General features: G+C 54.5%; 25 protein-coding genes. 9 read left to right on the top strand and 16 right to left on the bottom strand.

All coding sequences use genetic code 11. The annotated features are described in order from the left end of the window. Positions 1 to 60 precede the first annotated feature (60 nt). A complete protein-coding gene (locus KW808_RS06140; protein WP_003863797.1) occupies positions 61 to 1,557 on the top strand; it encodes a glycoside hydrolase family 32 protein in 1,497 nt (498 codons plus the stop codon). 3 nt (positions 1,558 to 1,560) lie between these two features. Here the strand turns inward: KW808_RS06140 and KW808_RS06135 are convergent, their stop codons facing one another. The 7 genes from KW808_RS06135 to dapE form a co-directional block, all read right to left on the bottom strand. Next, positions 1,561 to 2,427, bottom strand: a complete 867-nt coding sequence (locus tag KW808_RS06135) for a methyltransferase domain-containing protein (RefSeq protein ID WP_003855010.1) — start codon at positions 2,425 to 2,427, stop codon at positions 1,561 to 1,563. Positions 2,428 to 2,489: 62 nt separating this feature from the next. Further along, positions 2,490 to 2,657, bottom strand: a complete 168-nt coding sequence (locus KW808_RS06130; RefSeq protein ID WP_003855015.1) for a DUF3117 domain-containing protein — start codon at positions 2,655 to 2,657, stop codon at positions 2,490 to 2,492. A gap of 59 nt (positions 2,658 to 2,716) precedes the next feature. After that, complete coding sequence (locus tag KW808_RS06125) at positions 2,717 to 3,025, bottom strand: hypothetical protein (protein ID WP_003863796.1); 309 nt, start codon at positions 3,023 to 3,025, stop codon at positions 2,717 to 2,719. 11 nt (positions 3,026 to 3,036) lie between these two features. Continuing rightward, positions 3,037 to 3,753 (bottom strand): glucosyl-3-phosphoglycerate synthase, encoded by a 717-nt coding sequence (locus KW808_RS06120; protein ID WP_003863795.1) that lies wholly within the window; start codon positions 3,751 to 3,753, stop codon positions 3,037 to 3,039. Positions 3,754 to 3,764: 11 nt separating this feature from the next. Beyond that, a complete protein-coding gene (folP, locus tag KW808_RS06115) occupies positions 3,765 to 4,598 on the bottom strand; it encodes a dihydropteroate synthase (protein WP_003855021.1) in 834 nt (277 codons plus the stop codon). A gap of 21 nt (positions 4,599 to 4,619) precedes the next feature. Then, positions 4,620 to 5,390, bottom strand: coding sequence for an LOG family protein (locus KW808_RS06110; protein ID WP_003863794.1), 771 nt, complete (start codon positions 5,388 to 5,390; stop codon positions 4,620 to 4,622). A 61-nt stretch (positions 5,391 to 5,451) separates the two neighbouring features. Next, on the bottom strand, positions 5,452 to 6,561 hold the full coding sequence (dapE, locus tag KW808_RS06105; protein WP_003863793.1) for a succinyl-diaminopimelate desuccinylase: 1,110 nt from the start codon (positions 6,559 to 6,561) through the stop codon (positions 5,452 to 5,454). Between the two features lie 54 nt (positions 6,562 to 6,615). Between dapE and KW808_RS06100 the strand changes: the two genes are divergently transcribed. Genes KW808_RS06100 through dapD form a run of 3 tightly spaced genes read left to right on the top strand, consistent with a single transcriptional unit; the run spans position 6,616 to position 9,922 of the window. Beyond that, the gene (locus KW808_RS06100) at positions 6,616 to 7,566 is read left to right on the top strand and encodes a DapH/DapD/GlmU-related protein (RefSeq protein WP_003863792.1); all 951 of its coding nucleotides are present in this window, start codon (positions 6,616 to 6,618) and stop codon (positions 7,564 to 7,566) included. A 42-nt stretch (positions 7,567 to 7,608) separates the two neighbouring features. Beyond that, on the top strand, positions 7,609 to 9,000 hold the full coding sequence (gene aroP / locus KW808_RS06095; protein ID WP_003863791.1) for an aromatic amino acid transport protein AroP: 1,392 nt from the start codon (positions 7,609 to 7,611) through the stop codon (positions 8,998 to 9,000). Positions 9,001 to 9,028: 28 nt separating this feature from the next. Continuing rightward, positions 9,029 to 9,922 (top strand): 2,3,4,5-tetrahydropyridine-2,6-dicarboxylate N-succinyltransferase, encoded by an 894-nt coding sequence (dapD, locus tag KW808_RS06090; protein ID WP_003863790.1) that lies wholly within the window; start codon positions 9,029 to 9,031, stop codon positions 9,920 to 9,922. On the opposite strand, the gene KW808_RS06085 is transcribed toward dapD, so the two are convergent. From KW808_RS06085 to typA, 8 genes are all read right to left on the bottom strand, one after another. Further along, on the bottom strand, positions 9,919 to 11,085 hold the full coding sequence (locus tag KW808_RS06085) for an HNH endonuclease signature motif containing protein (protein WP_499652180.1): 1,167 nt from the start codon (positions 11,083 to 11,085) through the stop codon (positions 9,919 to 9,921). The genes dapD and KW808_RS06085 overlap by 4 nt on opposite strands. A gap of 175 nt (positions 11,086 to 11,260) precedes the next feature. Continuing rightward, positions 11,261 to 11,851, bottom strand: a complete 591-nt coding sequence (locus KW808_RS06080) for a GtrA family protein (RefSeq protein WP_003858634.1) — start codon at positions 11,849 to 11,851, stop codon at positions 11,261 to 11,263. Between the two features lie 58 nt (positions 11,852 to 11,909). After that, the gene (gene dapC / locus KW808_RS06075) at positions 11,910 to 13,013 is read right to left on the bottom strand and encodes a succinyldiaminopimelate transaminase (protein ID WP_003862086.1); all 1,104 of its coding nucleotides are present in this window, start codon (positions 13,011 to 13,013) and stop codon (positions 11,910 to 11,912) included. A gap of 8 nt (positions 13,014 to 13,021) precedes the next feature. After that, positions 13,022 to 13,339 carry a ferredoxin gene (fdxA, locus tag KW808_RS06070; RefSeq protein WP_003858631.1) on the bottom strand — a complete coding sequence of 106 codons (318 nt, stop codon included), beginning with the start codon at positions 13,337 to 13,339 and terminating at the stop codon, positions 13,022 to 13,024. A 67-nt stretch (positions 13,340 to 13,406) separates the two neighbouring features. Beyond that, positions 13,407 to 13,820, bottom strand: coding sequence for a hypothetical protein (locus KW808_RS06065; RefSeq protein ID WP_034983670.1), 414 nt, complete (start codon positions 13,818 to 13,820; stop codon positions 13,407 to 13,409). A 7-nt stretch (positions 13,821 to 13,827) separates the two neighbouring features. After that, a complete protein-coding gene (gene mshB / locus KW808_RS06060; protein WP_003858626.1) occupies positions 13,828 to 14,700 on the bottom strand; it encodes an N-acetyl-1-D-myo-inositol-2-amino-2-deoxy-alpha-D-glucopyranoside deacetylase in 873 nt (290 codons plus the stop codon). Beyond that, positions 14,687 to 16,138 carry an ABC transporter family substrate-binding protein gene (locus KW808_RS06055; protein ID WP_003862094.1) on the bottom strand — a complete coding sequence of 484 codons (1,452 nt, stop codon included), beginning with the start codon at positions 16,136 to 16,138 and terminating at the stop codon, positions 14,687 to 14,689. Before KW808_RS06055 ends, mshB begins: the two co-directional genes overlap by 14 nt. A gap of 122 nt (positions 16,139 to 16,260) precedes the next feature. After that, positions 16,261 to 18,174, bottom strand: a complete 1,914-nt coding sequence (gene typA / locus KW808_RS06050) for a translational GTPase TypA (protein ID WP_003858622.1) — start codon at positions 18,172 to 18,174, stop codon at positions 16,261 to 16,263. A 378-nt stretch (positions 18,175 to 18,552) separates the two neighbouring features. On the opposite strand from typA, the gene KW808_RS06045 reads away from it, so the two are divergent. Both KW808_RS06045 and KW808_RS06040 read left to right on the top strand, forming a co-directional pair. Next, positions 18,553 to 19,269 (top strand): Rv1157c family protein, encoded by a 717-nt coding sequence (locus KW808_RS06045; RefSeq protein WP_003858620.1) that lies wholly within the window; start codon positions 18,553 to 18,555, stop codon positions 19,267 to 19,269. Between the two features lie 7 nt (positions 19,270 to 19,276). Continuing rightward, positions 19,277 to 19,816 carry a ribonuclease FAU-1 family protein gene (locus KW808_RS06040; protein ID WP_003858618.1) on the top strand — a complete coding sequence of 180 codons (540 nt, stop codon included), beginning with the start codon at positions 19,277 to 19,279 and terminating at the stop codon, positions 19,814 to 19,816. Here the strand turns inward: KW808_RS06040 and KW808_RS06035 are convergent, their stop codons facing one another. Next, the gene (locus KW808_RS06035) at positions 19,817 to 21,019 is read right to left on the bottom strand and encodes a YkvI family membrane protein (RefSeq protein ID WP_003862101.1); all 1,203 of its coding nucleotides are present in this window, start codon (positions 21,017 to 21,019) and stop codon (positions 19,817 to 19,819) included. Between the two features lie 27 nt (positions 21,020 to 21,046). Between KW808_RS06035 and arsC the strand changes: the two genes are divergently transcribed. The 3 genes from arsC to KW808_RS06020 are packed head-to-tail and all read left to right on the top strand — an operon-like array spanning position 21,047 to position 22,660. Further along, positions 21,047 to 21,394: an arsenate reductase (glutaredoxin) gene (gene arsC, locus KW808_RS06030; RefSeq protein ID WP_003862103.1), complete on the top strand. Its 348-nt coding sequence runs from the start codon at positions 21,047 to 21,049 to the stop codon at positions 21,392 to 21,394. Between the two features lie 36 nt (positions 21,395 to 21,430). Further along, positions 21,431 to 22,267: a S1 family peptidase gene (locus KW808_RS06025; RefSeq protein WP_003862104.1), complete on the top strand. Its 837-nt coding sequence runs from the start codon at positions 21,431 to 21,433 to the stop codon at positions 22,265 to 22,267. A 3-nt stretch (positions 22,268 to 22,270) separates the two neighbouring features. After that, positions 22,271 to 22,660, top strand: a complete 390-nt coding sequence (locus tag KW808_RS06020) for a DUF3592 domain-containing protein (RefSeq protein WP_003862106.1) — start codon at positions 22,271 to 22,273, stop codon at positions 22,658 to 22,660. Positions 22,661 to 22,667 lie beyond the last annotated feature (7 nt).

Genomic DNA, 22,667 nt, shown 5'->3' with positions numbered 1-22,667 from the left:
AAATCGCTACCCTGAATCAAAGACACTGGCGTAATTGAGTGAAGGCAGGACAATAAAGAGATGGCGAACGTTTCCGGGTATCACCGACCAGAGCTGCACATCACCGCTGAAAGTGGTGTTTTGTTTGCACCTGCAGGCGTTCTGTTGGATGACGACACGTGGCATTTCTTCCACCAGTACCGTCCCTCACCAGATCACGGCCCCAGGTGGGCGCACCAATTCGCAGAGCACACTCCATTTGTGTGGGATATCTGCGATGACGTGCTAGCCCCTGAAGGCGATGAAACCCAGGTTCGCGCTGGCTCAGTGGTGTCCAACAACGGTGGCGTTGATCTGTACTTCACCTCGGTTGTTGGCCCCACTTCCACTATCCAGTTGGCACACATCAACAACATCCGTGGCACCACTGAACTGATCAATGAGGACGAGCTGGGGCTCGATCCAGATGTCTCCCGAATCGGCGAAGTGGTTGGCAACACTGATGGTTATGTAAAGTTCCGCTCACCGTGCGTTATCCCAGGTTGGGAAGACCAAGGAAACCGCGATGAAGGCCACTCAGGATGGTTGATGCTCGCAGTCACGGGCCCAGTGGAGGCTCCGACGGTAGTGATCCTGGACTCCGCAGACGGCCGGGAATGGACCATCACAGGCCCATTGTCTATCAACGGCCTTTCTGGCTTGGAATCAGATGAAGTCCTGGTTGCTCCCCGCATGATTCGCCTGCGCGATGAAGTGGACCATGAAATCTACGATGTCCTCATTGTCACCATTGAACAACAGGGAATCGATATTTCCGGCTACCTGGTGGGGCAGCTCAACGGCTCAGAATTCGATGTGAAGACTCCATTTACCCGCATCGATTTTGGCCATGATTTCTCCCGCCCCCGCAACACCAACTACGCCGAAACCACCATCGGCTACGACTTCGCCCACATCTTTGGTCTCATGAATGGCGTAGGTCGTTTGGACTCCCCCACTGAGCATCTCAGTTGGAAGGAAGAAGGCTGGGCAAACGCTATTTCTTTCCCACGTGTTGTCACGCTCCAGGACGGTACGGTCTTCCAGACCCCACCAGAAGGATTGCTTGATGCCATTCATGAATCCGAGGCAGCGGCAGGTTGGACCGGACTGTGCGAAATCCCATCGAATAGCTCAGTTGAAGTGGCGTTGAAAGATCAGAACGGCGAAATCGCTGCAACAATCACTCACCGCCACAATCAGCTAGTCGTTGATCGGTCTATGAACCCCAACCACGCGGGTGATCCACACGCGATTGCACCATTAACTGATGATGAAACAGATTCACTGTTCATTGTCGTGGATGGTTCCACCGTGGAGGTTTTTGCTGACGGCGGCTATGTGTCCATGGCAAGCCGTGTGTACTTCAACAACGGCCCATTCAGCGAATTTGAGGTCACCACCACCGGTGACGCAAGCATTATTCGCCAGGAAAGTCACTTCCCTGTTGATTTCAGTTCGGTGTCCCTAGATATAGATGATCTCACTGCGCTCATGCAGTTCGATGAAAACGAACCGCATGAAGGCCCAGTGAGATAAGAGTTAGATGCGTTCCAGCCTGGTGATCTTGGCCCGGGCTGTAACCTTCATTTGTTCTGGTAGAGCGGCGATGCGTTCCGCCAAAGCCTCAGGCTTAATGTGGCGTGCAGAAGGGCTCATACCGATCTGAGATGCAATGGATTTTTGATCCAGCAGCATTTCAAATTCCACCAAGTCGCTTTCGCCAACTGGCTTGAGGTGGCCTGCCGCTTGTTCGATCATGCGATCAACTTTGCCGGCCTCCACATCAATGATGCCCAGTGGTTCACGAAGCTCAGCCAAGTGGCCGGTATCTGCGGTAAGCACGATGACCTGTCCCTTTGGCTTCAAAATGCGGGCAAATTCCGCAGCGTTGCGTGGTGCGAAAATCACCGTGATGGCATCGACAGAGTTATCTGCAATCGGCAGGCGTGCCCAGGCATCGGCAATGACTGCGCCGACGCGAGGGTGACACTTTGCCAAACGCTTTGCGGCGTGCACGGAAACGTCAATGCCAATTCCGCGAGATCCTGCAACAGAATCAAGGGTATGGGACAAGTAGTAGCCGGTTCCCGCGCCGATTTCGCAGACCACTGGCTGTGCGTCATCGCTAAGGCCTGCCTGGTCAACGACATCTTGAACATGCTCGGTGACAGCTTCCACGAAGGGCGCGAAGTGACCGCCAGAAAGGAAGGTTTCCCGATCCGCGATCATCTGTGCATCATCGCCTGAATAGCGCAGACCTGCGCCACCAGCCAGGGTGACATACCCTTGACGAGCAACATCGTAGGAATGCCCAGATTCAGACACCAACCGTGAGAAATCTTCGGCGCCTACAAGTGGGGTGCCATCGATCGGGTCGGCGAGGACATCAATGATGTGGGAAAGCACGTGCGTTTTACTCCTTGAGGTGGATGGTTAAACAAATACTACCCAGTGCGTTTACCTAGGGACTATTTGGCTGCCTCCAACAGCAAAGCTCCAAGTTCGGCTGCTTCTTCCTTATTCAATTCCACAACGAGACGTCCGCCGCCGTCTGATGGAATCCTCATGACAATCTTGCGACTTTCCTCAACCGCTTCCATTGGTCCGCTTCCGGTCCTAGGCTTCATAGCTGCCATATTGATTCCATCTCCTCACAACGATAAAATCCGCGATTCAACGCGGCTAACTTCCTATTTTAGCCCGTTTCGAAAGTTTTTGCCCGAAGGTGAGCCTGCTCAAGCTGAGCATTTAAAGAATCTACCTGCCATTTTAAATGCTCGATCACATCATCGACTTGGTCTTGGCGGTAGCCTCTGATCACGGTATCGAACATGATGTTATCGATATTCCCCTCGCCCACCGCCTGCCGGTTGTGCTCAACGATCTCATTGTTTTCCGGCAATGGTTGGGTTTGTTCTCCCCGACCAAAAAGTTTGGCGAACACCCAGGTGAAAATCACGATGAGCGCGATCAACACAATGATCATGATTATCCAGGTCAGCATGGTTGCCCAGTTTAGTGGATACCCAAGGGTTCACGCTGCACGACCGGGAGATCATGTCCGAAACGCTGCAAAATAGTTGTTGCCACCACGTCAGCCATCGAGCCAAGCGCTTCCAAAGATTGATGGTTGTGGCTCCTGCTTCCGAGGTCTACTTGGGCGATAGACGAGGTGCCAAATTGAGTGGCGACGTCGATAAGCAAGCCCACTTCGACGCCGTAGCCGGACACAAAAGGCATGGCAAGCGCGGTGCTGCGGCGGATCGCGTACTCGCCTCCGAGCGGCTGGCGGATGTGGCTTAGCTCGGGGAAAAGCGCGCGGAGGAGGGGTTTTGCGGTGAGTTCCGTGACGCGTCCACCCCCTGTTGTATGATCACCGAATGTACGCACATAATCGGCTTTGACCAGGTGAATGTCATCGTTTAGGAAGGGGGCAACAAGGCTGTTCACCATGCCGGGGCGGAAGCTGGTGAGGTCGGCATCGACAAATACGACGATGTCTCCGCGCGCTGCTGCGACACCTCGCCAGAGTGATTCGCCCTTGCCTGGAATCGGTTCGGTATCAAGGATTTCGCGCCAATTCAGCACCGTCGCACCGGCGGATCGGGCTTCGGCGGCGGTTGCGTCGGTGGAATCGGCGTCGATGACCAGCACTTCCAGTGGGTTGTCGGCGAGGACCGCCTCCACGACTTTGGCTACGGTTGGAGCTTCGTTGAGCGCAGGAATCACCACGCTTACGCTGCTCACGCAAGCCCCCGAATGGTGTTAAGTGGCGCCACATCGCCCATAATCGCCGCCGTCATCTGCAAAACGTCAAAGGTTTCCGCAACTTCATGCACGCGAAAAGCCGCAACGCCGCGCGCCGCCGCCCAGGCAGTGGCCGCAAGCGTGCCAGCAACACGCTTATCGACGCCCCTTTCCAAAGTTTCCCCAATGAAATCCTTATTACTCAAGGCCATCAGCACCGGCCAGCCCGTGGCAACCACCTCATCGATCCGTCGTAAAAGCTCCAGTCCGTGGAAGGTGTTTTTCCCGAAATCATGGGTGGGATCAATAAACACCCGTTCCTCTGGCACCCCGGCACGAACAGCTTGCTCTGCCAATTTGGTGGTCTCCGTAATTACATCGGCCACGATGTCATCGAAATGCACCCGATATGGTCGCGTTCTTGGAATCACCCCGCCGGTATGCGAGCAGACATAACCCACCTTGTGCTGCCCTGCTACCTGCACCAACTCATGATCATGGCCGGCCCAAGTGTCATTGATCAGCGTTGCTCCATGCGCCACTGCGACATCAGCCACCGACGCCCGCCAGGTATCAACAGAAATATCAATGTCAGGAAAACGTTCTCGCACCGCAGCGATGATTGGCACCACGCGGTCGATCTCTTCCTCCGCCGACACGAAATCCCCCGGGCCGGCTTTCACCCCACCGATATCGACAATGCCAGCGCCTTGTTCAATGACCTCCGCTGCCCTGTTTAGCGCAGCGGTGTCCTCAAATGTCGCACCCTTGTCATAGAAAGAATCCGGGGTGCGATTGACGATGGCCATGATGACCGGCAAAGAACTCATAACACCTAATGTAGCCACTGCTTAATTGTGGCGACGCGCTACGTCCAATCCAGCGTGTGCATCGACGATGAATTTGACGGCCTGATCCAGGTCATCAGTGACCAACATCCGGTCAACATCCTTCTCATCGATCATGCCTTCCTCTACCAGGCGGTGACGGATCCAATCCACCAAACCTGCCCAGAACTCAGTGCCGATCAGCACGATGGGAAAGTTGGTTACCTTGCCGGTTTGTACCATGCAGAGGACCTCGAAAAGCTCATCGAGCGTGCCGAAACCACCAGGCAGACACACAAAAGCCTGGGAGTATTTCAGGAACATGGTCTTGCGTGCGAAGAAGTACCGGAAGTTCAGACCCAAATCCACATAAGGGTTCAGATGCTGTTCATGTGGCAACTCAATGCCCAGACCAACTGATAAACCATTGGCCTCGCTTGCCCCCTTATTGGGGGCTTCCATCAGACCTGGACCGCCACCGGTGACAACTGCGTAGTCAGCAGCAACGAGCTTTTCACCAAGTTCTACACCCGCCTTGTAGTACGGGTGATCCTCTTTAATGCGTGCAGAACCAAAGACTGTTACGGCCTTTGGCATCTCGTGGAGGGCATCAAAACCCGCCACAAATTCAGACTGAATACGCAGTACACGCCATGGATCGGCGTGCTTCCAATTGTGATCAGCGCGCATTTCTAGCAAGCGTTGATCAAAAGTACCCTCTGTCTGCCGACGTTGCAGAACTGGTCCCACCAGGTTTCGATTCTTCTCTGGGCTGGGAGTTTGTTTAGGAGCCATCGTGTTTCCTCCTCAAGTCTCTAGTTACATTTCGGAAGTCCCACGATAGCCCCGAATGCGGTTACTCGCTCAGGTACTGCTTCAAAATTGCTGCCACATCCGTGATTTGCTCCACTGGGCACTGCTCGTCGCGTTTGTGCGCGAAGCTTGGATCGCCAGCACCAAAGTTCAGCGCTGGAATTCCCATGGCTGAAAAACGTGAGACATCGGTCCAGCCGAATTTTGCGCGGATTTTTTCGCGGCCGACGGCGTCGATAAGCCCGCTTGTAACCTGCTGCCCCAAGCCTGGAAGGGCACCGCCTGCCCCGTCTTCTACGGCCCATTCGATGCCGTCTTGACCGTCAAGCTCAAGCGTTTCGACGACATGCTCGATCGCCTCGTTGAGATCGCGATTCGGCGCGAAACGGAAGTTGAGGTTCATCCACGCGAGGTCTGGAATGACGTTGTTTGCCACGCCCGATTCGCAGAAAACGATGTTGAGGCCTTCACGGTAGGTCAAGCCATCAATGTTGACTTCTGCGGCCTTATACGCAGCAACCTTCGAAATGATCGGCGACAACTTATGCATCGCATTATCACCCAACCAGCTTCTCGCCGAATGGGCACGCACACCATGCGCCGTCACCTTGATGCGCAGATTGCCCTGGCAGCCCGCCTCAATCCAGCCGCCAGTAGGCTCACCCAACAACGCCAAATCAGCCGCCAACCACTCCGGATGCTCATCGCGAATGTGGCCCAAACCATTGAGGTGATCAGCAACTTCCTCGCACTCATACGCAATCAGCGTCAGATCATGCTTAAGCTCAGTCGACGTGGCCAAGGTGGCAAAAGTATGCAAATACACCGCCAACCCAGATTTCATATCGACGGTGCCACAGCCATACATGATGCCGTCTTCCACACGGCTTGGCAGATTGTCCGCGATCGGCACTGTATCGATATGACCAGCAAGCATGACCCTCGAGGCCAATCCCCTGTTCGTGCGAGCAAGAACGTTGTTGTTGAAGCGGAAGACCTCTACACCAGGTAGATTAAGGTTCCGAAGGGCATCTTCAATTTCATCAGCAATCTGCTTTTCCTGACCCGACGGACTCGGTATATCTACCAAACGTTGAGTAAGGACAATTGGGTCGCAGAGGAGATCTAATCCTGGTTTGAGTTCAGAGTTCACAGGTTTAAGCCTACAAACCTTAGTTAAAACATGATGGAAGCGGTCGATTAAAAAATGAGTGAAAACATTCGCGGAGCCCAAGCAGTTGGAATCGCAAATATCGCCATGGACGGGACCATCCTGGACACGTGGTACCCAGAACCCCAAATTTTCAACCCAGATCAGTGGGCTGAACGCTACCCATTGAAAGTGGGCACCACACGCCTCGGAGCAAACGAACTCACCCCACGGATGCTGCAGCTGGTAAAACTGGACCAAGATCGCCTCGTCGAACAGGTAGCAGTCCGCACCGTTATCCCCGATCTGTCTCAACCTCCAGTAGACGCGCACGATGTTTACCTGCGCCTCCACCTGCTTTCCCACCGCCTGGTCCGCCCCCACGAAATGCACATGCAAAACACCTTGGAGCTGCTGTCCGACGTGGTGTGGACAAACAAAGGCCCTTGCCTTCCTGAAAACTTTGAGTGGGTGCGTGGTGCTCTGCGGTCCCGCGGACTCATCCACGTCTACTGTGTGGACCGTCTTCCCCGCATGGTCGACTATGTGGTTCCCCCTGGAGTCCGCATCTCCGAAGCAGAACGCGTGCGCCTAGGTGCATACCTTGCTCCGGGTACCTCTGTCCTGCGTGAAGGTTTCGTGTCTTTCAACTCCGGCACCTTGGGTGCCGCAAAGGTGGAAGGCCGCCTGAGTTCCGGTGTGGTCATCGGTGAAGGTTCCGAGATTGGACTGTCTTCTACTATTCAGTCCCCGAGAGATGAACAGCGCCGCCGTTTGCCGTTGAGCATCGGCCAAAACTGCAACTTTGGTGTCAGCTCCGGAATCATCGGAGTCAGTCTGGGAGACAATTGCGACATCGGAAATAACATTGTCTTGGATGGAGATACCCCCATTTGGTTCGCAGACGATGAGGAGTTGCGCACTATCGACTCCATCGAAGGCCAAGCAAATTGGTCAATCAAGCGTGAATCCGGCTTCCATGAGCCAGTTGCCCGCCTCAAAGCTTGACCCATTTTCATAACCAGTGCCATGTGGGTTTACGGTTGATACATGGCTAAATCTAATGAAGGGCTGGGAACCGGACTTCGGACCCGCCACCTCACAATGATGGGACTCGGCTCCGCAATTGGTGCCGGACTGTTCCTCGGCACCGGCGTTGGTATCCGCGCAGCTGGCCCCGCAGTGCTCCTGGCGTACATCATCGCCGGAGCCATCGTTGTGCTTGTTATGCAAATGCTCGGCGAGATGGCTGCTGCCCGTCCCGCCTCCGGATCGTTTTCACGTTACGGCGAGGATGCTTTCGGCCACTGGGCTGGTTTCTCCCTCGGTTGGTTGTACTGGTTCATGCTGATTATGGTGATGGGCGCCGAAATGACTGGCGCTGCTGCCATCATGGGTGCATGGTTCGGCGTCGAACCGTGGATTCCTTCGCTTGTCTGCGTGGTCTTCTTCGCTGTGGTGAACCTCGTCGCGGTTCGCGGTTTCGGTGAATTCGAGTACTGGTTCGCATTCATTAAGGTCGCGGTGATCATCGCTTTCCTCATCATTGGTATTGCTCTTATTTTCGGATGGCTTCCCGGATCCACCTTTGTGGGAACCTCAAACTTCATCGGTGATCACGGATTCATGCCCAATGGTATTTCTGGTGTTGCTGCTGGTTTGCTCGCGGTGGCTTTTGCCTTTGGTGGCATTGAAATTGTCACCATTGCAGCTGCAGAGTCCGATAAGCCACGTGAAGCTATTTCCCTGGCGGTGCGTGCCGTGATTTGGCGTATTTCAGTCTTTTACTTGGGCTCTGTTTTGGTCATCACTTTCCTCATGCCTTATGAGTCGATCAATGGTGCCGACACCGCTGCGGAATCCCCCTTCACCCAAATCCTGGCGATGGCAAACATCCCTGGCACGGTTGGTTTCATGGAAGCGATCATCGTTCTAGCACTGCTTTCCGCTTTCAACGCCCAAATCTATGCCACTTCTCGTTTGGTATTTTCCATGGCGAATCGACAAGACGCTCCACGAGTTTTCAGTAAGCTCAGCACCAGCCACGTCCCCACCAATGCGGTGCTGTTGTCCATGTTCTTCGCCTTCGTTTCAGTTGGTTTGCAGTACTGGAATCCAGCCGGTCTGCTTGATTTCCTCCTCAACGCTGTTGGCGGTTGTTTGATTGTGGTGTGGGCAATGATCACTTTGTCACAGTTGAAACTCCGCAAAGAACTGCAAGCAAACGGTGAAATCTCCACGGTTCGCATGTGGGCGCACCCATGGTTAGGCATCCTCACCTTGGTTTTGTTGGCAGGACTCGTTGCTCTCATGCTCGGCGACGCAGCCTCCCGCAGCCAGGTTTACTCAGTGGCAATTGTGTACGGATTCTTGGTTCTTTTGTCCTTCGTCACAGTTAACAGCCCATTGCGCGGAGGTCGCACCCCTTCCGACTTGAACTGATAGGCCGATAGAAATTATTCTGGACGTCATGACTACTGCTTCCGCAACCGGAATTGCAACACTGACCTCCACCGGCGACGTCCTGGACGTGTGGTATCCAGAAATCGGGTCCACCGACCAGTCCGCGCTCACACCTCTAGAAGGCGTCGATGAAGATCGAAACGTCACCCGCAAAATCGTGACGACAACTATCGACACCGACGCAGCCCCCACCGACACCTACGATGCATGGCTGCGCCTTCACCTCCTCTCCCACCGCGTTTTCCGCCCTCACACCATCAACCTGGACGGCATTTTCGGCCTCCTCAACAATGTCGTGTGGACCAACTTCGGACCGTGCGCAGTTGACGGTTTCGCACTCACCCGCGCGCGCCTGTCACGCCGAGGCCAAGTTACGGTTTATAGCGTCGACAAGTTCCCACGCATGGTCGACTACGTGGTTCCCTCGGGCGTGCGCATCGGTGACGCCGACCGCGTCCGACTTGGCGCGTACCTGGCAGATGGCACCACCGTGATGCATGAGGGCTTCGTGAACTTCAACGCTGGCACGCTCGGCGCTTCCATGGTTGAGGGTCGCATTTCCGCTGGCGTCACCGTTGATGACGGCACCGATGTCGGTGGCGGCGCATCTATCATGGGCACCCTGTCCGGTGGCGGCCAGCACGTCATCTCGCTGGGCAAGCGCTGCCTGCTCGGCGCCAATTCCGGCTGCGGCATCCCGCTGGGCGACGACTGCATCATCGAGGCCGGCCTCTACATCACTGCAGGCACCAAAGTGCTTTTCGACGGCTCCCTCCACAAAGCCTCCACCCTCGCGGGCTCAAACGGCCTCATTTTTAGGCGTGACTCCGTCAGCGGACAAGTTGTCGCAGTGCCCAACACCAAAGTTGTCGAACTCAACACAGCTTTGCACTCCAACTAGTCTTCTTTGTTGAGGGCGCGGTCGCGGATCCGCTCAAACCTAGCCTGGATCCGATCCCTCAACACCTGACCCCAAATCCCCCGCGGCATCGCTTTCACCAACGGCCCCGTCGGCCTGGTCACCGCTGGTACATCCATCGGCCCAATCCATCTAATCTCCGCCAATCCATTAGCATCAGCAGTAAAGCGACCATCGGTTTTCATATTGTGATGCCGCTGGCACAACAACTGCAGGTTCCACGCCGCTGTCGGGCCGCCCTCCGCCCACGGGATAATGTGATCGACCTGGCATTTACTGGCCGGGACGCAACACCCTGGGAAGCGGCAATGCCCATCCCGAGCTCTGATCAGTGCTTTCATCTTCTCACTCGGGGTGTAGCTCTTCTCCGTGGCTCCAGCGACCTCATCGAGATCCTTGGCGCACACGAGGGTGGCATTGTCGTAGGCTTCGGGATCAATGTCACCGTAGTCCGGTGACCACACCTGCTCAGGGTGATTGTGTGGGGTGAAGAGGTATTTGGTGATCTTTAACTGGATTTTCTCCATCAGGAACGCCATGAGCGCTTCAGGCAGGCTGTCCTCGGTGTCTGTGTCTTTGAGTTGGGTGATGATGTCATTGAGGAGCAGGCGGTTGGGGCCGCTGATTTTGATGCGGACATAGGTCGCCTCATCGGTGGTGTGGACGTGAACATAGTCCTCTTTCGGTGTGGGCTCTGGCGTGGGTTCGGGGTCGAGTTCTTTGATCCAGGCGGCGATGCGTTTAGCCAGGGTGGAGGATTGGATCATCACTTCCCCGTCGGTGACTGGGGTTAAGGCGTCGGTGATGCGCAGGTCGAGTTCTTCCCACAGGGTGGGGTCTGCTTTGGCCACGGCGACCATGATGGAGGCGAGGTAGCGGATGCTCAGGAAGTAGTAGCGTTCTTGGATGGCGCGTAGGTGTGGGAGGTTGGTCATCGCGGCCATGGCGTTAAGGCCGTTGTTGACTTCGTGGCGGGAGTAGCCGGTAATCCGGATGACTTCGGTGGTAAAGGAGTCTGCGTCGAAGTCGTCGGAGTCGGTGGTTAAGACGACCCAGAGGTGATGGGTGTCGCGGTTGAGTTCGGTGGTGTGGTGGGCGTATGGGTCGTGTGGGTTGTTGTGGCTGAAGTAGATGTCAGTGGTCATGAGTATCCCCCTGGATTCATGTGTTCTTGCCATCCATTGTGCCGTGGAGGTGGGACACCTTCAACCTTTTATTCGAACAGTTATTCGATTGTTAGATTTGAATAAAACCCACACCAGAACAGGAAAAAGCGCACAAATCCTTGTTCTAATGCGGGCCTAGAGTTTCGAACGAAGTTTAGACAGGGTCCGTTTCCACAACAACCTTGGACTTCGGCTTCTTGAATGTCCAGTACTTGTTCACAATGAAGTTCACCGGCATGGAAACCAGAATGGAAATCACCAGTGCCCAATAGAACTTTGTGCGGAAGCCGGTGGAGTCGTCGAAAATTTCAGAGGACAAGGCAATCGGAGATGTCTCGTTCATCAGCAAGGTTGCGACCACCTGGCTCGCAATAAACGCGACAAGACCTGTAGCCAGGAATGGGAAGAAGCCCCTCCACCAGGACACGATTGTCGCTGTCTTGAAGGTCCACATGCGGTTGAGCTGATAGTTCCAGGTATTGGCCACGAGGAATGCGATGGTCATGAACACGTGGTACCAACGGATATGGAAAGCCGATCCAAGCAAATTCATGAACGCATCGCTTTCATGAATCCCTGCCGTCCATCCCGCGATCTTCTTGGACAGTGCTGCCACCGCCAAGTTAACCAAAGTGCCAGAGCCTCCAACGATTCCGAACTTGATGAACTGCCGGGAAGCGCGAAGAAATCGACTACCCCAGGTTTTTTGCTCGGTACTCGACTCAGGACTGGACTCGGAACTCAAATGGCCTCTTTCGACGGAGAACTTCAAACTCAATTAAACAAAATAAGCTTAGTCGTGTTTAGCTCAGGCGAGAAACAAAGGCGTCGACGCGCTCGTCGGTTTCGGTCATCGCCACACGCACATGCTGCGCTCCGCGAGGGCCATAGAAGTCTCCTGGGGCAACGAGAATGCCACGCTCAGCGAACCAATCGACAGTGTCACGGCAAGGTTCTTCACGCGTCGCCCAGAGGTACAGACCCGCTTCAGAATTATCTACCTGGAAGCCGGATTCCAACAGGGCGCGCATGAGTTTTGCTCGACGAATCGCGTAGGTGAGCTTCTGCCCTGCCTCTTGGTCATCGTCGTTGAGGGCTGCGATCATGGCCTGCTGGATTGGGAAAGGAACCATAAGACCCAAGTTCTTACGGACTTCCGTGAGTTCACCAATCAGCGCTGGATCGCCAACGAGGTAACCTGCGCGGTAAGAAGCGAGGTTTGAGGTTTTAGACAGCGAGTGAATGGCGATCAAGTTGGTGTGGTCGCCATCGCAGACACGTGGATCCAAAATTGAGATCGGTGGGTTTTCATCGTCCCAGCCAAGACCCAAGTAGCATTCATCAGCTGCGAGGATCACGTTGTTTTCCTGCGCCCACTTCACAACCTTGCGCAAGTGTGGGATGCCCAGAACCTTGCCTGTGGGGTTGGATGGTGAGTTGATAAACATCATCGACGGGATCTGCGGGCCGAGCTTAAACAGCGAATCAGAACGCATCACGGTGCATCCTGCGGCCACGACAGCGACTTCGTAGGTTGGGTACGCAATCTCTGGGATGACAACGGTGCCGGAAATACCCAACGCGAATGGAAGAAGGGCAATTGCCTCCTTGGTACCCACGACGGGGAGGAGGGAGGCGTCGACAAGCTTTGTCATGTTGTAGCGCCGCTCAAGCGCGCCCCTGATGGCTGCGCGGAGTTCCGGGGTGCCGATGGTTTGAGGGTAACCCGAAAACCCCGCTGCTTCTGCCAACGCGATCTGAATGCTGGGCGCGACCGGATCAACCGGAGTGCCAACAGAAAGATTCACGATCCCATCCGGGTGAGACGCAGCTTTGGCTTTTGCGGAAGCGAGCGAATCCCACGGAAAATCAGGAAGAACAGAAACAAGCGGGGTGCGAGAGGTCATGCGTTAGATTATGCCTGAGGCGGCAGCGCAGCGATCATTGGGTGATCAAAATCTTGTGGTCCAAGCTTAGCCGCACCACCTGGGGAGCCCAGATCATCGAAGAATGCAGCGTTGGCATCGTTGTAGTCAAGCCATTCGTCTGGGACATCGTCCTCGTAGAAGATTGCCTCAACTGGGCAAGCAGGCTCACATGCACCACAGTCAACGCACTCATCCGGGTGGATGTACAGCATGCGCTTACCTTCGTAGATGCAATCTACTGGGCATTCTTCAACGCAGGCACGATCCAAGACGTCAACGCAGGGCTGTGCGATTGTGTATGTCATGGGATTTCGTTTTCTCCTGAGAACTCTAAGAGGCTAATAAATATGGGAAAGCTTTAGGCTTATTATGCTACTTCCCCTTGACCGCAGGCCAAATTCCACCGGAAAAACCAGCAAAAAGTAGCAGCACTGTGCGAATATTATTCGGAATTAATTGATCCCCTGCAACCACGGTCCACACCAGCAGCGCCATGAACCCTAAAATCCACACTGTCAGTGGCGTGAATTTTGCAAGCCAATGATCGGTCCACAGCATGGAAGTCCTGGTCAAAACCATATTGAACAAGAATGCAATGGCGATTGTGTAGGGAAACGCCAGCGATGTTCCACCAGGCAAAGTGATCCGGGTGCCCAGGTAAATGACCTCCAAAAGCACCGAAATAAGTGCCCCTAGACTGAGCCAAAATAGGCCTCCAAACACCTCCCCTTTGCCGAGGTTTCGGTGAATGAAACTCTTATTCCGAATCTGCTTAGATTCTGCCATAACCGTGTCAGAACTCCAGTCCGTCAAGCACTCCAGTTGCACCTTCAGGCAGTGGTGTTCCGGCGCCGAGTTGGTAGTGCTCGTGGCGCATGATGGGTTGTGCAATCAAATTAGATAGCGCCCACACCTTCACATTGTCCTGCTGTGTCACTGCGTGTGCGGCAACCGGGTTGGTGCGGGATACGGAACCGTCAGCGATCCACAATTGTGTCGCATGCGCGCGCATGGATTCCACCTTGGTGGCATACACTTCATCGTTCAGCTCAACAGAGAGGTCCACGGAATCGACCGCAGAGAGCTCTCCCCTGCCCCAACCTTCAGGAAGCCCAGTGATTGCCTTTAGACCGTCCTCGAGCTCCTCACGGTCGCTCACAGCCCACAGAATGCGTTGCTCGCCGGCTGCTGCGTGGGTGATTTCATGCGCACGAATGTGATCGGGGTGCCCATAGCCGCCGTCAGGGCCATAGGTGATCAAAAGATGTGGCTTCAATTCCGCAAGAAGTTCTTTCAATTGCTCCACTGCACGGTCACCAGAGTGAATAAACGCACGCGGATGCTCATTCGCAGGATCACCAACCATACCGGAATCCCTCCAGCAGCCAGCGCCACCCAGATGAATGCCACGCACGCCCAGAATCTCCAGCGAGGCGTAAAGCTCATGGATCCTAAACCCGCCAAGCTGATCCGCATCACCGTTGACTAGCTGCGCGAATGTCTCACCGATAACCTCACCCTGCTCGCCCAACGTGCAGGTAATTACCGTGACATCGGCGCCACGAGCAGCAAGATCCGCAAGCACACCACCGGTGGTAATCGCCTCATCGTCAGGGTGCGCATGCACAGCTACAACTCGAGCACCAGACAGATCATTCTTCAACATCGTTTTTCCTCCAACTTGCAGCACTTGAAATTCCCCCAGGCCAGCCATCCGCAGCCCCGAGGATACCGTTATTTTTCGCCTCTACCCGAGTCTCCCGCAGGATCGGAACCCGCAAGTGATTCTCGGTGTTAAACTGCTGCTCCCACGCAGGATCGAAATCAATCTCACCCGCCAAAACACCGTTGATATATTCCGTGGTTCCCTCAGCGCACCACTTTGCCAAGTTCACGCCACAACCCACTCGGTCCGCCAACGCAATCGAATCCGTGGCAGTTCTGGTCCACGCCACGATCGCATCAAAATTACCCGCAATCGCCGAATTCAAATCGGTTGTCACGACCTGAGCCTTGATTCCATCCGCAGCCAGCATATCGACGATGCCCCGCGCAGCTGCCAAACCAGCATCGTCGGCGGGGTCCGCCGCCAGGCGCAACGCAGGAATTTCTTGCTTATCGACGCTCACCTCCACCGTTTGGGGCACACCCAGGTTTGCACTGCGACCGCCAGCTAACTTGGCGGTGAGGGGGACGTCGATAAGCGATGTCAGGTAGGCGCGCTGCGCCGGTGCCAGCGCTTCGGCGTTAAATACCAGCTCCAGCGTGCGCGTCGTGTCAGACACCCGCACTTCCGTGTCCGGCACCAAATTCAACGTGTCCACCAGGGTTTCCTGCGGTGACAGATTCATAAACGAACTCTGCCCGGTGCGCAGGTACTCCCCCGCCCGAGATGCAGAGGCAACGGTGTTGAATTGGAGTACTTCCACGTGTGCCGGATTTGCACCCCAGAAACGATCATTGCGCGACAACGTAATCACGCCACGCTGACGATCAATGGAACGCACCATGTAGCGCCCCGCAGAGGCCGGGATGGAATCATAAAACGCTGTCTGGAATGTGGAATTGCCAGTGATCAAATGACTCGGCAACAAATTGTTAAACAGCAAATGCCAATCAGCGACAGGATGTTCAAAAATAACGTCGACAGTTTTTCCACCGCCTGAGGTCCTAATCTCTGAAATCGCCGAATATGCAGAATCGTTCAGCGTTCCTGTCCCCGCCACAATGGACCTGCGCAAGTACTCAAAATCAGACCCAGTAATCGGAGTGCCATCACTCCACTGCGCTTCCTGAGCAATCGTGTACCTCACCGTGGTTTCATCCACCTGCTCAACATTGTCCAACAAGTCAGTGTTCAGCTGATTGCCCTCAAAAGCACTCGGCAACACCAACGATGCAATATCGCGCACCAGTGGAGAATCATCAGACAACAAATGTGGATTGAAACCGTTGCGGATCGGATCGATACCGATACTGATGGTTTCCCGATCCTGTTTGGGGGCTTCAGTCTCTACGGTCGTCGTCTCAGTTGCCGTGGTCGTTGCAGTGGCTGTAGTTGGCTCCTCAACGGGCGCAGGACCCGGATTAGCCTGACATGCCACCAACGAAACCGTGCAGGCGACAACACTTAGAATTCCAAACCTTATTCTCACCCCCAAAATACTACTGGCCCGCTGCGTCCAGAGGACACAGCGGGCCAGAGCAACTCTTAACTAAAAGAGAATTACTTGTTCAGGCTCTTCGCACGGGAACGTGCACGGCCACGCTCAGTAGCGTTCAGGATGACCTTGCGGATGCGCAGAACATCAGGGGTAACCTCGACGCACTCGTCGACGCCACAGAACTCCAGTGCCTCATCCAAGGAGAGGGACCGAGCCTTAGCCAAGGTGACAGTGGTGTCTGCGGAAGCTGCACGCATGTTGGTGAGCTTCTTTTCCTTGGTTGGGTTGATGTCCATGTCTTCTTCACGGTTGTTCAGACCAACAACGACACCTTCGTAGGTCTCAGTGCCTGGCTCAACGAAGAAGCTACCACGGTCTGCCAGCTGGGTCAGAGCGTAAGCGGTGATCTGGCCGGAACGGTCAGCAACCAAGGAACCGTGTGCGCGGCCCTTGATTTCGCCAGCCCAAACATCCATGCCGTCAGAGTAGGAGTTAGCGATACCGGTACCACGGGTTTCAGTCATGAACTGGGTACGGAAACCAATCAGGCCACGAGCAGGAATACGGAATTCCATGCGGATCCAGTCGGAACCTGGGGTGGTGGACATGGACTGCATGAGGCCCTTGCGGGTAGCCAGCAGCTGGGTCACGTTGCCCTGGTACTCGGAAGGAACGTCAATGACGATGATCTCGTAAGGCTCGTGCAGCTTGCCGTCGATGGTCTGGGTAACAACCTGTGGCTTACCAACGGTGAGCTCGAAGCCTTCGCGACGCATGGTCTCAACGAGGATGGACAGAGCCATTTCGCCACGACCCTGAACTTCCCAGGTATCTGGGCGTTCAGTTGGGTTGACCTTCAGGGACACGTTACCGATCAGTTCGTTCTCAAGACGAGCCTTGACCAAACGTGCGGTCAGCTTGTCTCCGCCGCCACGACCAGCCATTGGTGAGGTGTTCACACCGATGGTCATGGACAGTGCTGGCTCATCAACGGTGATGCGAGGCAGTGCAACTGGGTTCTCAGGATCCGCGAGGGTATCGCCAATCATGATGTCTTCGATGCCGGAGATCGCAGCGATGTCACCTGCAACAACTTCGGTAGCAGGAACGCGGGCAACGCCAACGGTAGCCAGAAGCTCTGCGATCTTAGCGGTCTTGGTGTGCTGGTTACCTTCTTCATCGTAGTGAATCCATGCAACCTGCTGGCCCTTACGCAAGGTACCTGCGTGAACGCGAACCAGGCCGATACGACCAAGGAAGGAGGAAGAGTCAAGGTTGGTGACGTGAGCCTGCAGAGGGCCATCAATGTCAGCGGTTGGCTCTGGGAGAACCTCGTAGAGGGTCTCAAACAAAGGCATCAGATCTGGGGAATTAGGAACGTTACCGTTGCCTGGGTTCTCAGTGGAAGCCTTGCCCTCACGACCGGAGGTGTACAGAACTGGCAGATCAAGAAGCTGCTCAGCTGCCTGTGCTGCTTCTTCATCATCAAGTGCAGATGCGAGCTCAAGAAGCAGATCCTGTGCCTCTTCAACAACCTCGTCAATACGAGCGTCAGGGCGGTCAGTCTTGTTCACAGCAATGATGACTGGCATCTTCGCAGCAAGAGCCTTGCCAAGCACGAATCGGGTCTGAGGCAGTGGGCCTTCAGATGCGTCAACCAGAAGGACAACGCCGTCAACCATGGACAGTGCGCGCTCAACTTCGCCACCGAAGTCAGCGTGGCCTGGGGTGTCAATGACGTTGATGATCAGGTCATTGCCGTCCTTGCCAGCACCTTTACGACGAATCGCGGTGTTCTTGGCAAGGATGGTGATGCCCTTTTCCTTTTCCAGGTCACCGGAGTCCATCACACGGTCGGCTACTTCACCGTGGTCACTGAATACGCCAGACTGTTCAAGCATGGCATTAACGAGTGTGGTCTTTCCGTGGTCAACGTGCGCGACAATCGCTACGTTACGAAACTCTGGGTGGGTCACTGGGGGCATTCTCCTGCCGGATAAAGAAATATGGAGGACTTGTAAAACGAGTCCATTGTTTTAGAACGGTATCACTGTACTCGCATTATCGCCCGTTCCGCACATTGTGAGGCAAATCTCTAAAGATTTTGCTGGTTTTTTCAGAATTTTGTAACGGAACTGCATCGGTGTACGACAAGCAAAACAAGAAAACGTTGTTCTAATGTGTCTCGGATCTTTGGTGAATCTTTAGGGAAATCCAGAAATTCACTTTGATCCTTATTGACAGTAAATATTCTGCGATTAATGTGACAGGAGGAAAAGAAGTTAACTGGAGTTACTAATGTGACTAAAGTTGTTCCCTCCGCATTGTCTCGTTGAAAGGTAAGTAAAACTCAAGTGACAAAGACACTCCCCCGACTGCTTACAGTCGCTGCAGCTCTAGCCATTGCACTCCCGGCAACCCCGGTAGCATCGGCTGTCACACCAGTTGAACAAGCTTTCAACGCCTCATCGAATCTCTCCAGCGGTCTCCCCGTAGACCAATGGGGACGCCCCAACGAGCAGTTACGCCAACAAATCGAACAGGCAGTAAACCAACCGTGGGTCCCGCAGGAAATCAAGAACATCGTTTCTCAGGCCATGGGTTTTATCACCGGTGACGGCAGCGAAGGTGGGGACATTGAAATCCCCGACAACGCACCACGCATCGCGCAGTTCTTCTGGCCCACCCGATCAGAAAACTGCATCAACGGAAATTCTGCAGCCGTAGGATCTGCCTTCGCAGTTCCAGGACCAGCAGATCTCCCCCTCCCCGGCGCAGGTGTCGGCCAAACCTCCTTCGTGTTCACCGCACTGGGAACTGGCCCCCTCGCAGAACAGCAAAGCACCGCAATGACTGTTCAATGGGCAAACTTAAGCAACTTCACCCATGGCACCACGACGTTGAGCAACACCGGAATCAACCCCGATGGCCCCTCAACGATTTCCGGTGTGGCAGACACAGGACGCGGCATCATCGTCGCCTCCATGTCAGGCGGCCTCACCACATCCACCGAAAACGGTTCAGCGAACTGTAATTTCATCCCGACTGCCGTCGTATTCGATGTGAGGTAAGAAAACAATGACTGATCTTCATCCCGTAAAGCAGGAAATTTTCAACACTGCTGAATCCATAAACACAGATCCCAAGGGGTTTCTCCGCGAGGTAGACACCTTCAAAGTAACCGACTTCGGCCTGTACATGGCTCGTGGCGCAAACCACCCCAAGTTCGGATACTTGGAAAGCTGGCTCCTCCCAGAACTTGGATTGCGTGCCAACATTTTCCACTTCCGCAAAGGCGTGGATGAACGTCAGGATTACTACATTGATGTCGCTGAAATTCGCGTCGAAGACAACATCTGGACCACCCGCGACCTCTACGTGGATCTCATCTCTGTCTGCGGAGAACCAGTAACAGTCATGGACATCGACGAACTAGCTGCAGCAACCTCAGCAGGGCTTATCACTGCAGATGACGCTGAGCGCGCAATTGATGCCACCTTGAATGCTGTTGAAGGAATCACCCGCCACGGCGACGATCCTATGCAGTGGCTGCGCTCCAAGGGAATCGAACTCACCTGGGCTGACGCCAGCCAGGTAGAGCTCGTCCCTGCAGAGTAACTACTTCCTAACCGCTGCTTTAATTTGTTCCTCATCCAAGTTTGAATCTTGGATTTCCTGGTTGAGCACCGCCAGCTCTGCTCCACTCAACGCTCCGTCATGGCCGATCTGCAACAAGTCTGCGATCCGCATGCGGCGTTCGGATTCCTTGTAGATGCGTACGCGTCCCCTCACCCACGCCACCATCATCACTGCAATCAGCAGCAGGCCAATGTATCCCAAGACTGGGTACACATAGCCCACCAAGTTCTTGAATCCCACAAAGCTCAACACAAAACCAATCAGCACTGTGACCACATAAACCGGGCGGAATCGCTGTGGGTTTTTCGCAGTGAGACGACGGCCCAATGCGTAGAACATACCCAGTGCCGTGTTGAAGATCATTCCGTAGATAACCACTGCCATTACTTGGCCAGCCAGCGGGTTCAAATTGTTGATGATCGTCAGCATAGGCATATCATCTTGGCCAACTTCTTCCACGGTGGCGAACAGTGTCAGCGCACTGATGATGATCAAGAATCCCAGGATCAATCCGCCCAGCAAACCGCCCCGACCTGCGACCCGCGGGTTAAACATTGATCCACCAATGACCACAGCCATGGACACCGCAACCATCAGGTTGAATCCCACATAGTTCACCGCTGCAACAGCCCAGTGAGGCAACGTCGTGCCGACTTCTAAAGCAGCAGAATCAAGCTGCTCCACTGAGCTGAAATTACCTACCAGCGTGTAGATCGAGGCGGCAGTGATGAAAATGATGATGAACGGAGTAATTGCACCAATGACTGTGGTTACTTTATCCACGTCCAACATGCCCGCAGCCAGCACCAGAAGAACCATGATCACAGAACCGATCCAGAGCGGAAGCCCCCACTGCTGATTCAGATTTGATCCCGCGCCTGCAAACATGACGAAACCGGTGGAGAACAACGTCACCACAACGCCGATGTCCAAAATTTTGGAGAAAACGGGGTGACTTACTCGGCGGAACACTTCACCGTGTTCACCTGCATTGAAATAGCTTCCGAGCTGCAAAATGATCAACGCCATCACCGACATGATCACTGCAGAAACAATGACTCCCCAAATTCCGTCTATGCCGAAGGCCACAAAATATTGCATGACCTCTTGCCCTGATGCGAAACCGGCGCCAACAATGACGCCGACGAAGGCAAATGCCACTCTTAGGATTTGAATAATCATGGAACAAACCTTAGTAGGCTCAACGTTATGAAAGTCACGATTTTCCATAATCCGCGTTGTTCCACATCCAGAAATACCCTCGCTTACCTCCGCGACAAGGACATTGAGCCTGAAATTGTTCAGTATCTCAAAGACACGCCCACCGCTTCCGAGCTCAAAGAACTATTCAATACGCTGGGAATTCCAGTCCACGACGGCATCAGAACCCGCGAAGCTGAGTACACAGAACTGGGCCTGTCACCAGAAACACCTGAAACTGAGCTTATCGACGCCATCGTTGCCCATCCCAGGCTCCTTCAGCGTCCGATCGTGGTGACGGCCAAAGGCGCGCGCATTGCGCGCCCCAAAATCGACGTCATTGACAGCATCTTGTGACAACATTTTGTAGAGCGACCATCTAGACTGTTCTTTATGTCTTCTGCGTCATTTACCACCAAAGCACTGTCCGTACTCGCAGCTTTAACGGCTGCGTCTGCCCCCTTAGTGGCGGCGTCACCTGCACATGCTTTGGCAAATGCTCGCAACGTTACGGGTTCAAGCACCACTTCAGATTCAATTGTTCGTCTGCACATCGGTAACACTGCATGTACAGGAACCATGATCACCCCAACGTGGGCGATCACCGCCCGCCACTGTATCCCTGAGGACGGTATTGCCGGTGCAGCTATTGGTTCAAGCACTTTGAGCCAATTTCAGCAGGTGCCCCAAGCGATCTTGCACCCTACTGCGGACTTAGCTCTCGTTGAGCTTCCCAATCAGGCAAGTTCCAACACGGTTGATCTCTACGGTGCACACGTGCAGCCTGGTGAAAATGGTCAAGCAGCCGGCTGGGGTGGGTACTCTGCCTTTGGCCAAAATGTTGCACAGCAAGCCGATGTGCAAATTCAACGCAGGGTAGTCAACGTGCCAAGCCCCGACCGCACCGCTGTGCTGCTTGAAGGCACTGTTTCTAACGGTCGTCTCGTACCAGGCGATTCCGGCGGACCTTTGTACATCAATGGTCAGCTGGCTGGTGTGCTCAGCATGTCCACTGACGTAGAAAACGATGCACTAGACGGCACCGTCGGCTGGTACATCCCCGTTGCTGAACACGCCGAGTGGATCTCCTACTACACCGGCAAGCACATTGCCCCCATTGCTGGTGCGCCCGCAGAACTTGTTGACGCCACCGCCAACCCCACCTTCATCCCTGCTCCACAGCCTTTCACCGGTCCATCCATCGGTGGTTGGGCGCTGGGCAGCTCCTAGAATATGCTGATCTCCCTGCTGATAGTCCTTATCCTGGGAGTAGTCTGCATCGGTATAGGAATTCACTTCATCGGAAAAGATCGGCATTTTCAATCTAATGCGGTCGAAGTCGAGGCAGAAGTAACTGGATTTGTTGAGCTCGAAGACGAACGCTATCTGACGCAGTACCGCTTCGAGCTTGACCACCACGAGGTGTTCGGAGTTCTACCGAAGTCCACTCCCCGACCCATCACCACCAAAGGCGCCGTGATTCCCTTGCTGGTGAACAGAGACGATTCCACTCAGGTTCGGCGCCTCACTGCACGCAGGGACGTCACCTTGAGGTTCTTCCTCATTTTGATCGGGGGCCTCATGGTCTGTACTGCTGTGCCACTGCTATTTTTCGTTGCCTAAAACGATA

The sequence above is a fragment of the [Brevibacterium] flavum genome, assembly GCF_019317305.1.
Taxonomy (GTDB): domain Bacteria; phylum Actinomycetota; class Actinomycetes; order Mycobacteriales; family Mycobacteriaceae; genus Corynebacterium; species Corynebacterium glutamicum.
Note: the sequence above shows the minus strand (reverse complement) of the source record. Positions and strands in the feature narration are given on the sequence as shown.

Bases quoted from the DNA above. Each gene is read 5' to 3' on its own strand.
- KW808_RS06140 (WP_003863797.1), top strand. From the start codon at position 61: ATGGCGAACGTTTCCGGGTATCACCGACCAGAGCTGCACATCACCGCT.
- KW808_RS06065 (WP_034983670.1), bottom strand. From the start codon at position 13,820: ATGGCAGAATCTAAGCAGATTCGGAATAAGAGTTTCATTCACCGAAAC.
- KW808_RS06040 (WP_003858618.1), top strand. From the start codon at position 19,277: ATGACTGATCTTCATCCCGTAAAGCAGGAAATTTTCAACACTGCTGAA.
- KW808_RS06125 (WP_003863796.1), bottom strand. From the start codon at position 3,025: ATGCTGACCTGGATAATCATGATCATTGTGTTGATCGCGCTCATCGTG.
- fdxA (WP_003858631.1), bottom strand. From the start codon at position 13,339: ATGACATACACAATCGCACAGCCCTGCGTTGACGTCTTGGATCGTGCC.
- KW808_RS06085 (WP_499652180.1), bottom strand. From the start codon at position 11,085: ATGACCACTGACATCTACTTCAGCCACAACAACCCACACGACCCATAC.
- KW808_RS06130 (WP_003855015.1), bottom strand. From the start codon at position 2,657: ATGGCAGCTATGAAGCCTAGGACCGGAAGCGGACCAATGGAAGCGGTT.
- mshB (WP_003858626.1), bottom strand. From the start codon at position 14,700: ATGTTGAAGAATGATCTGTCTGGTGCTCGAGTTGTAGCTGTGCATGCG.
- KW808_RS06025 (WP_003862104.1), top strand. From the start codon at position 21,431: ATGTCTTCTGCGTCATTTACCACCAAAGCACTGTCCGTACTCGCAGCT.
- KW808_RS06100 (WP_003863792.1), top strand. From the start codon at position 6,616: ATGAGTGAAAACATTCGCGGAGCCCAAGCAGTTGGAATCGCAAATATC.
- arsC (WP_003862103.1), top strand. From the start codon at position 21,047: ATGAAAGTCACGATTTTCCATAATCCGCGTTGTTCCACATCCAGAAAT.
- KW808_RS06110 (WP_003863794.1), bottom strand. From the start codon at position 5,390: ATGGCTCCTAAACAAACTCCCAGCCCAGAGAAGAATCGAAACCTGGTG.
- KW808_RS06035 (WP_003862101.1), bottom strand. From the start codon at position 21,019: ATGATTATTCAAATCCTAAGAGTGGCATTTGCCTTCGTCGGCGTCATT.
- KW808_RS06020 (WP_003862106.1), top strand. From the start codon at position 22,271: ATGCTGATCTCCCTGCTGATAGTCCTTATCCTGGGAGTAGTCTGCATC.
- dapD (WP_003863790.1), top strand. From the start codon at position 9,029: ATGACTACTGCTTCCGCAACCGGAATTGCAACACTGACCTCCACCGGC.
- aroP (WP_003863791.1), top strand. From the start codon at position 7,609: ATGGCTAAATCTAATGAAGGGCTGGGAACCGGACTTCGGACCCGCCAC.
- folP (WP_003855021.1), bottom strand. From the start codon at position 4,598: ATGAGTTCTTTGCCGGTCATCATGGCCATCGTCAATCGCACCCCGGAT.
- dapC (WP_003862086.1), bottom strand. From the start codon at position 13,013: ATGACCTCTCGCACCCCGCTTGTTTCTGTTCTTCCTGATTTTCCGTGG.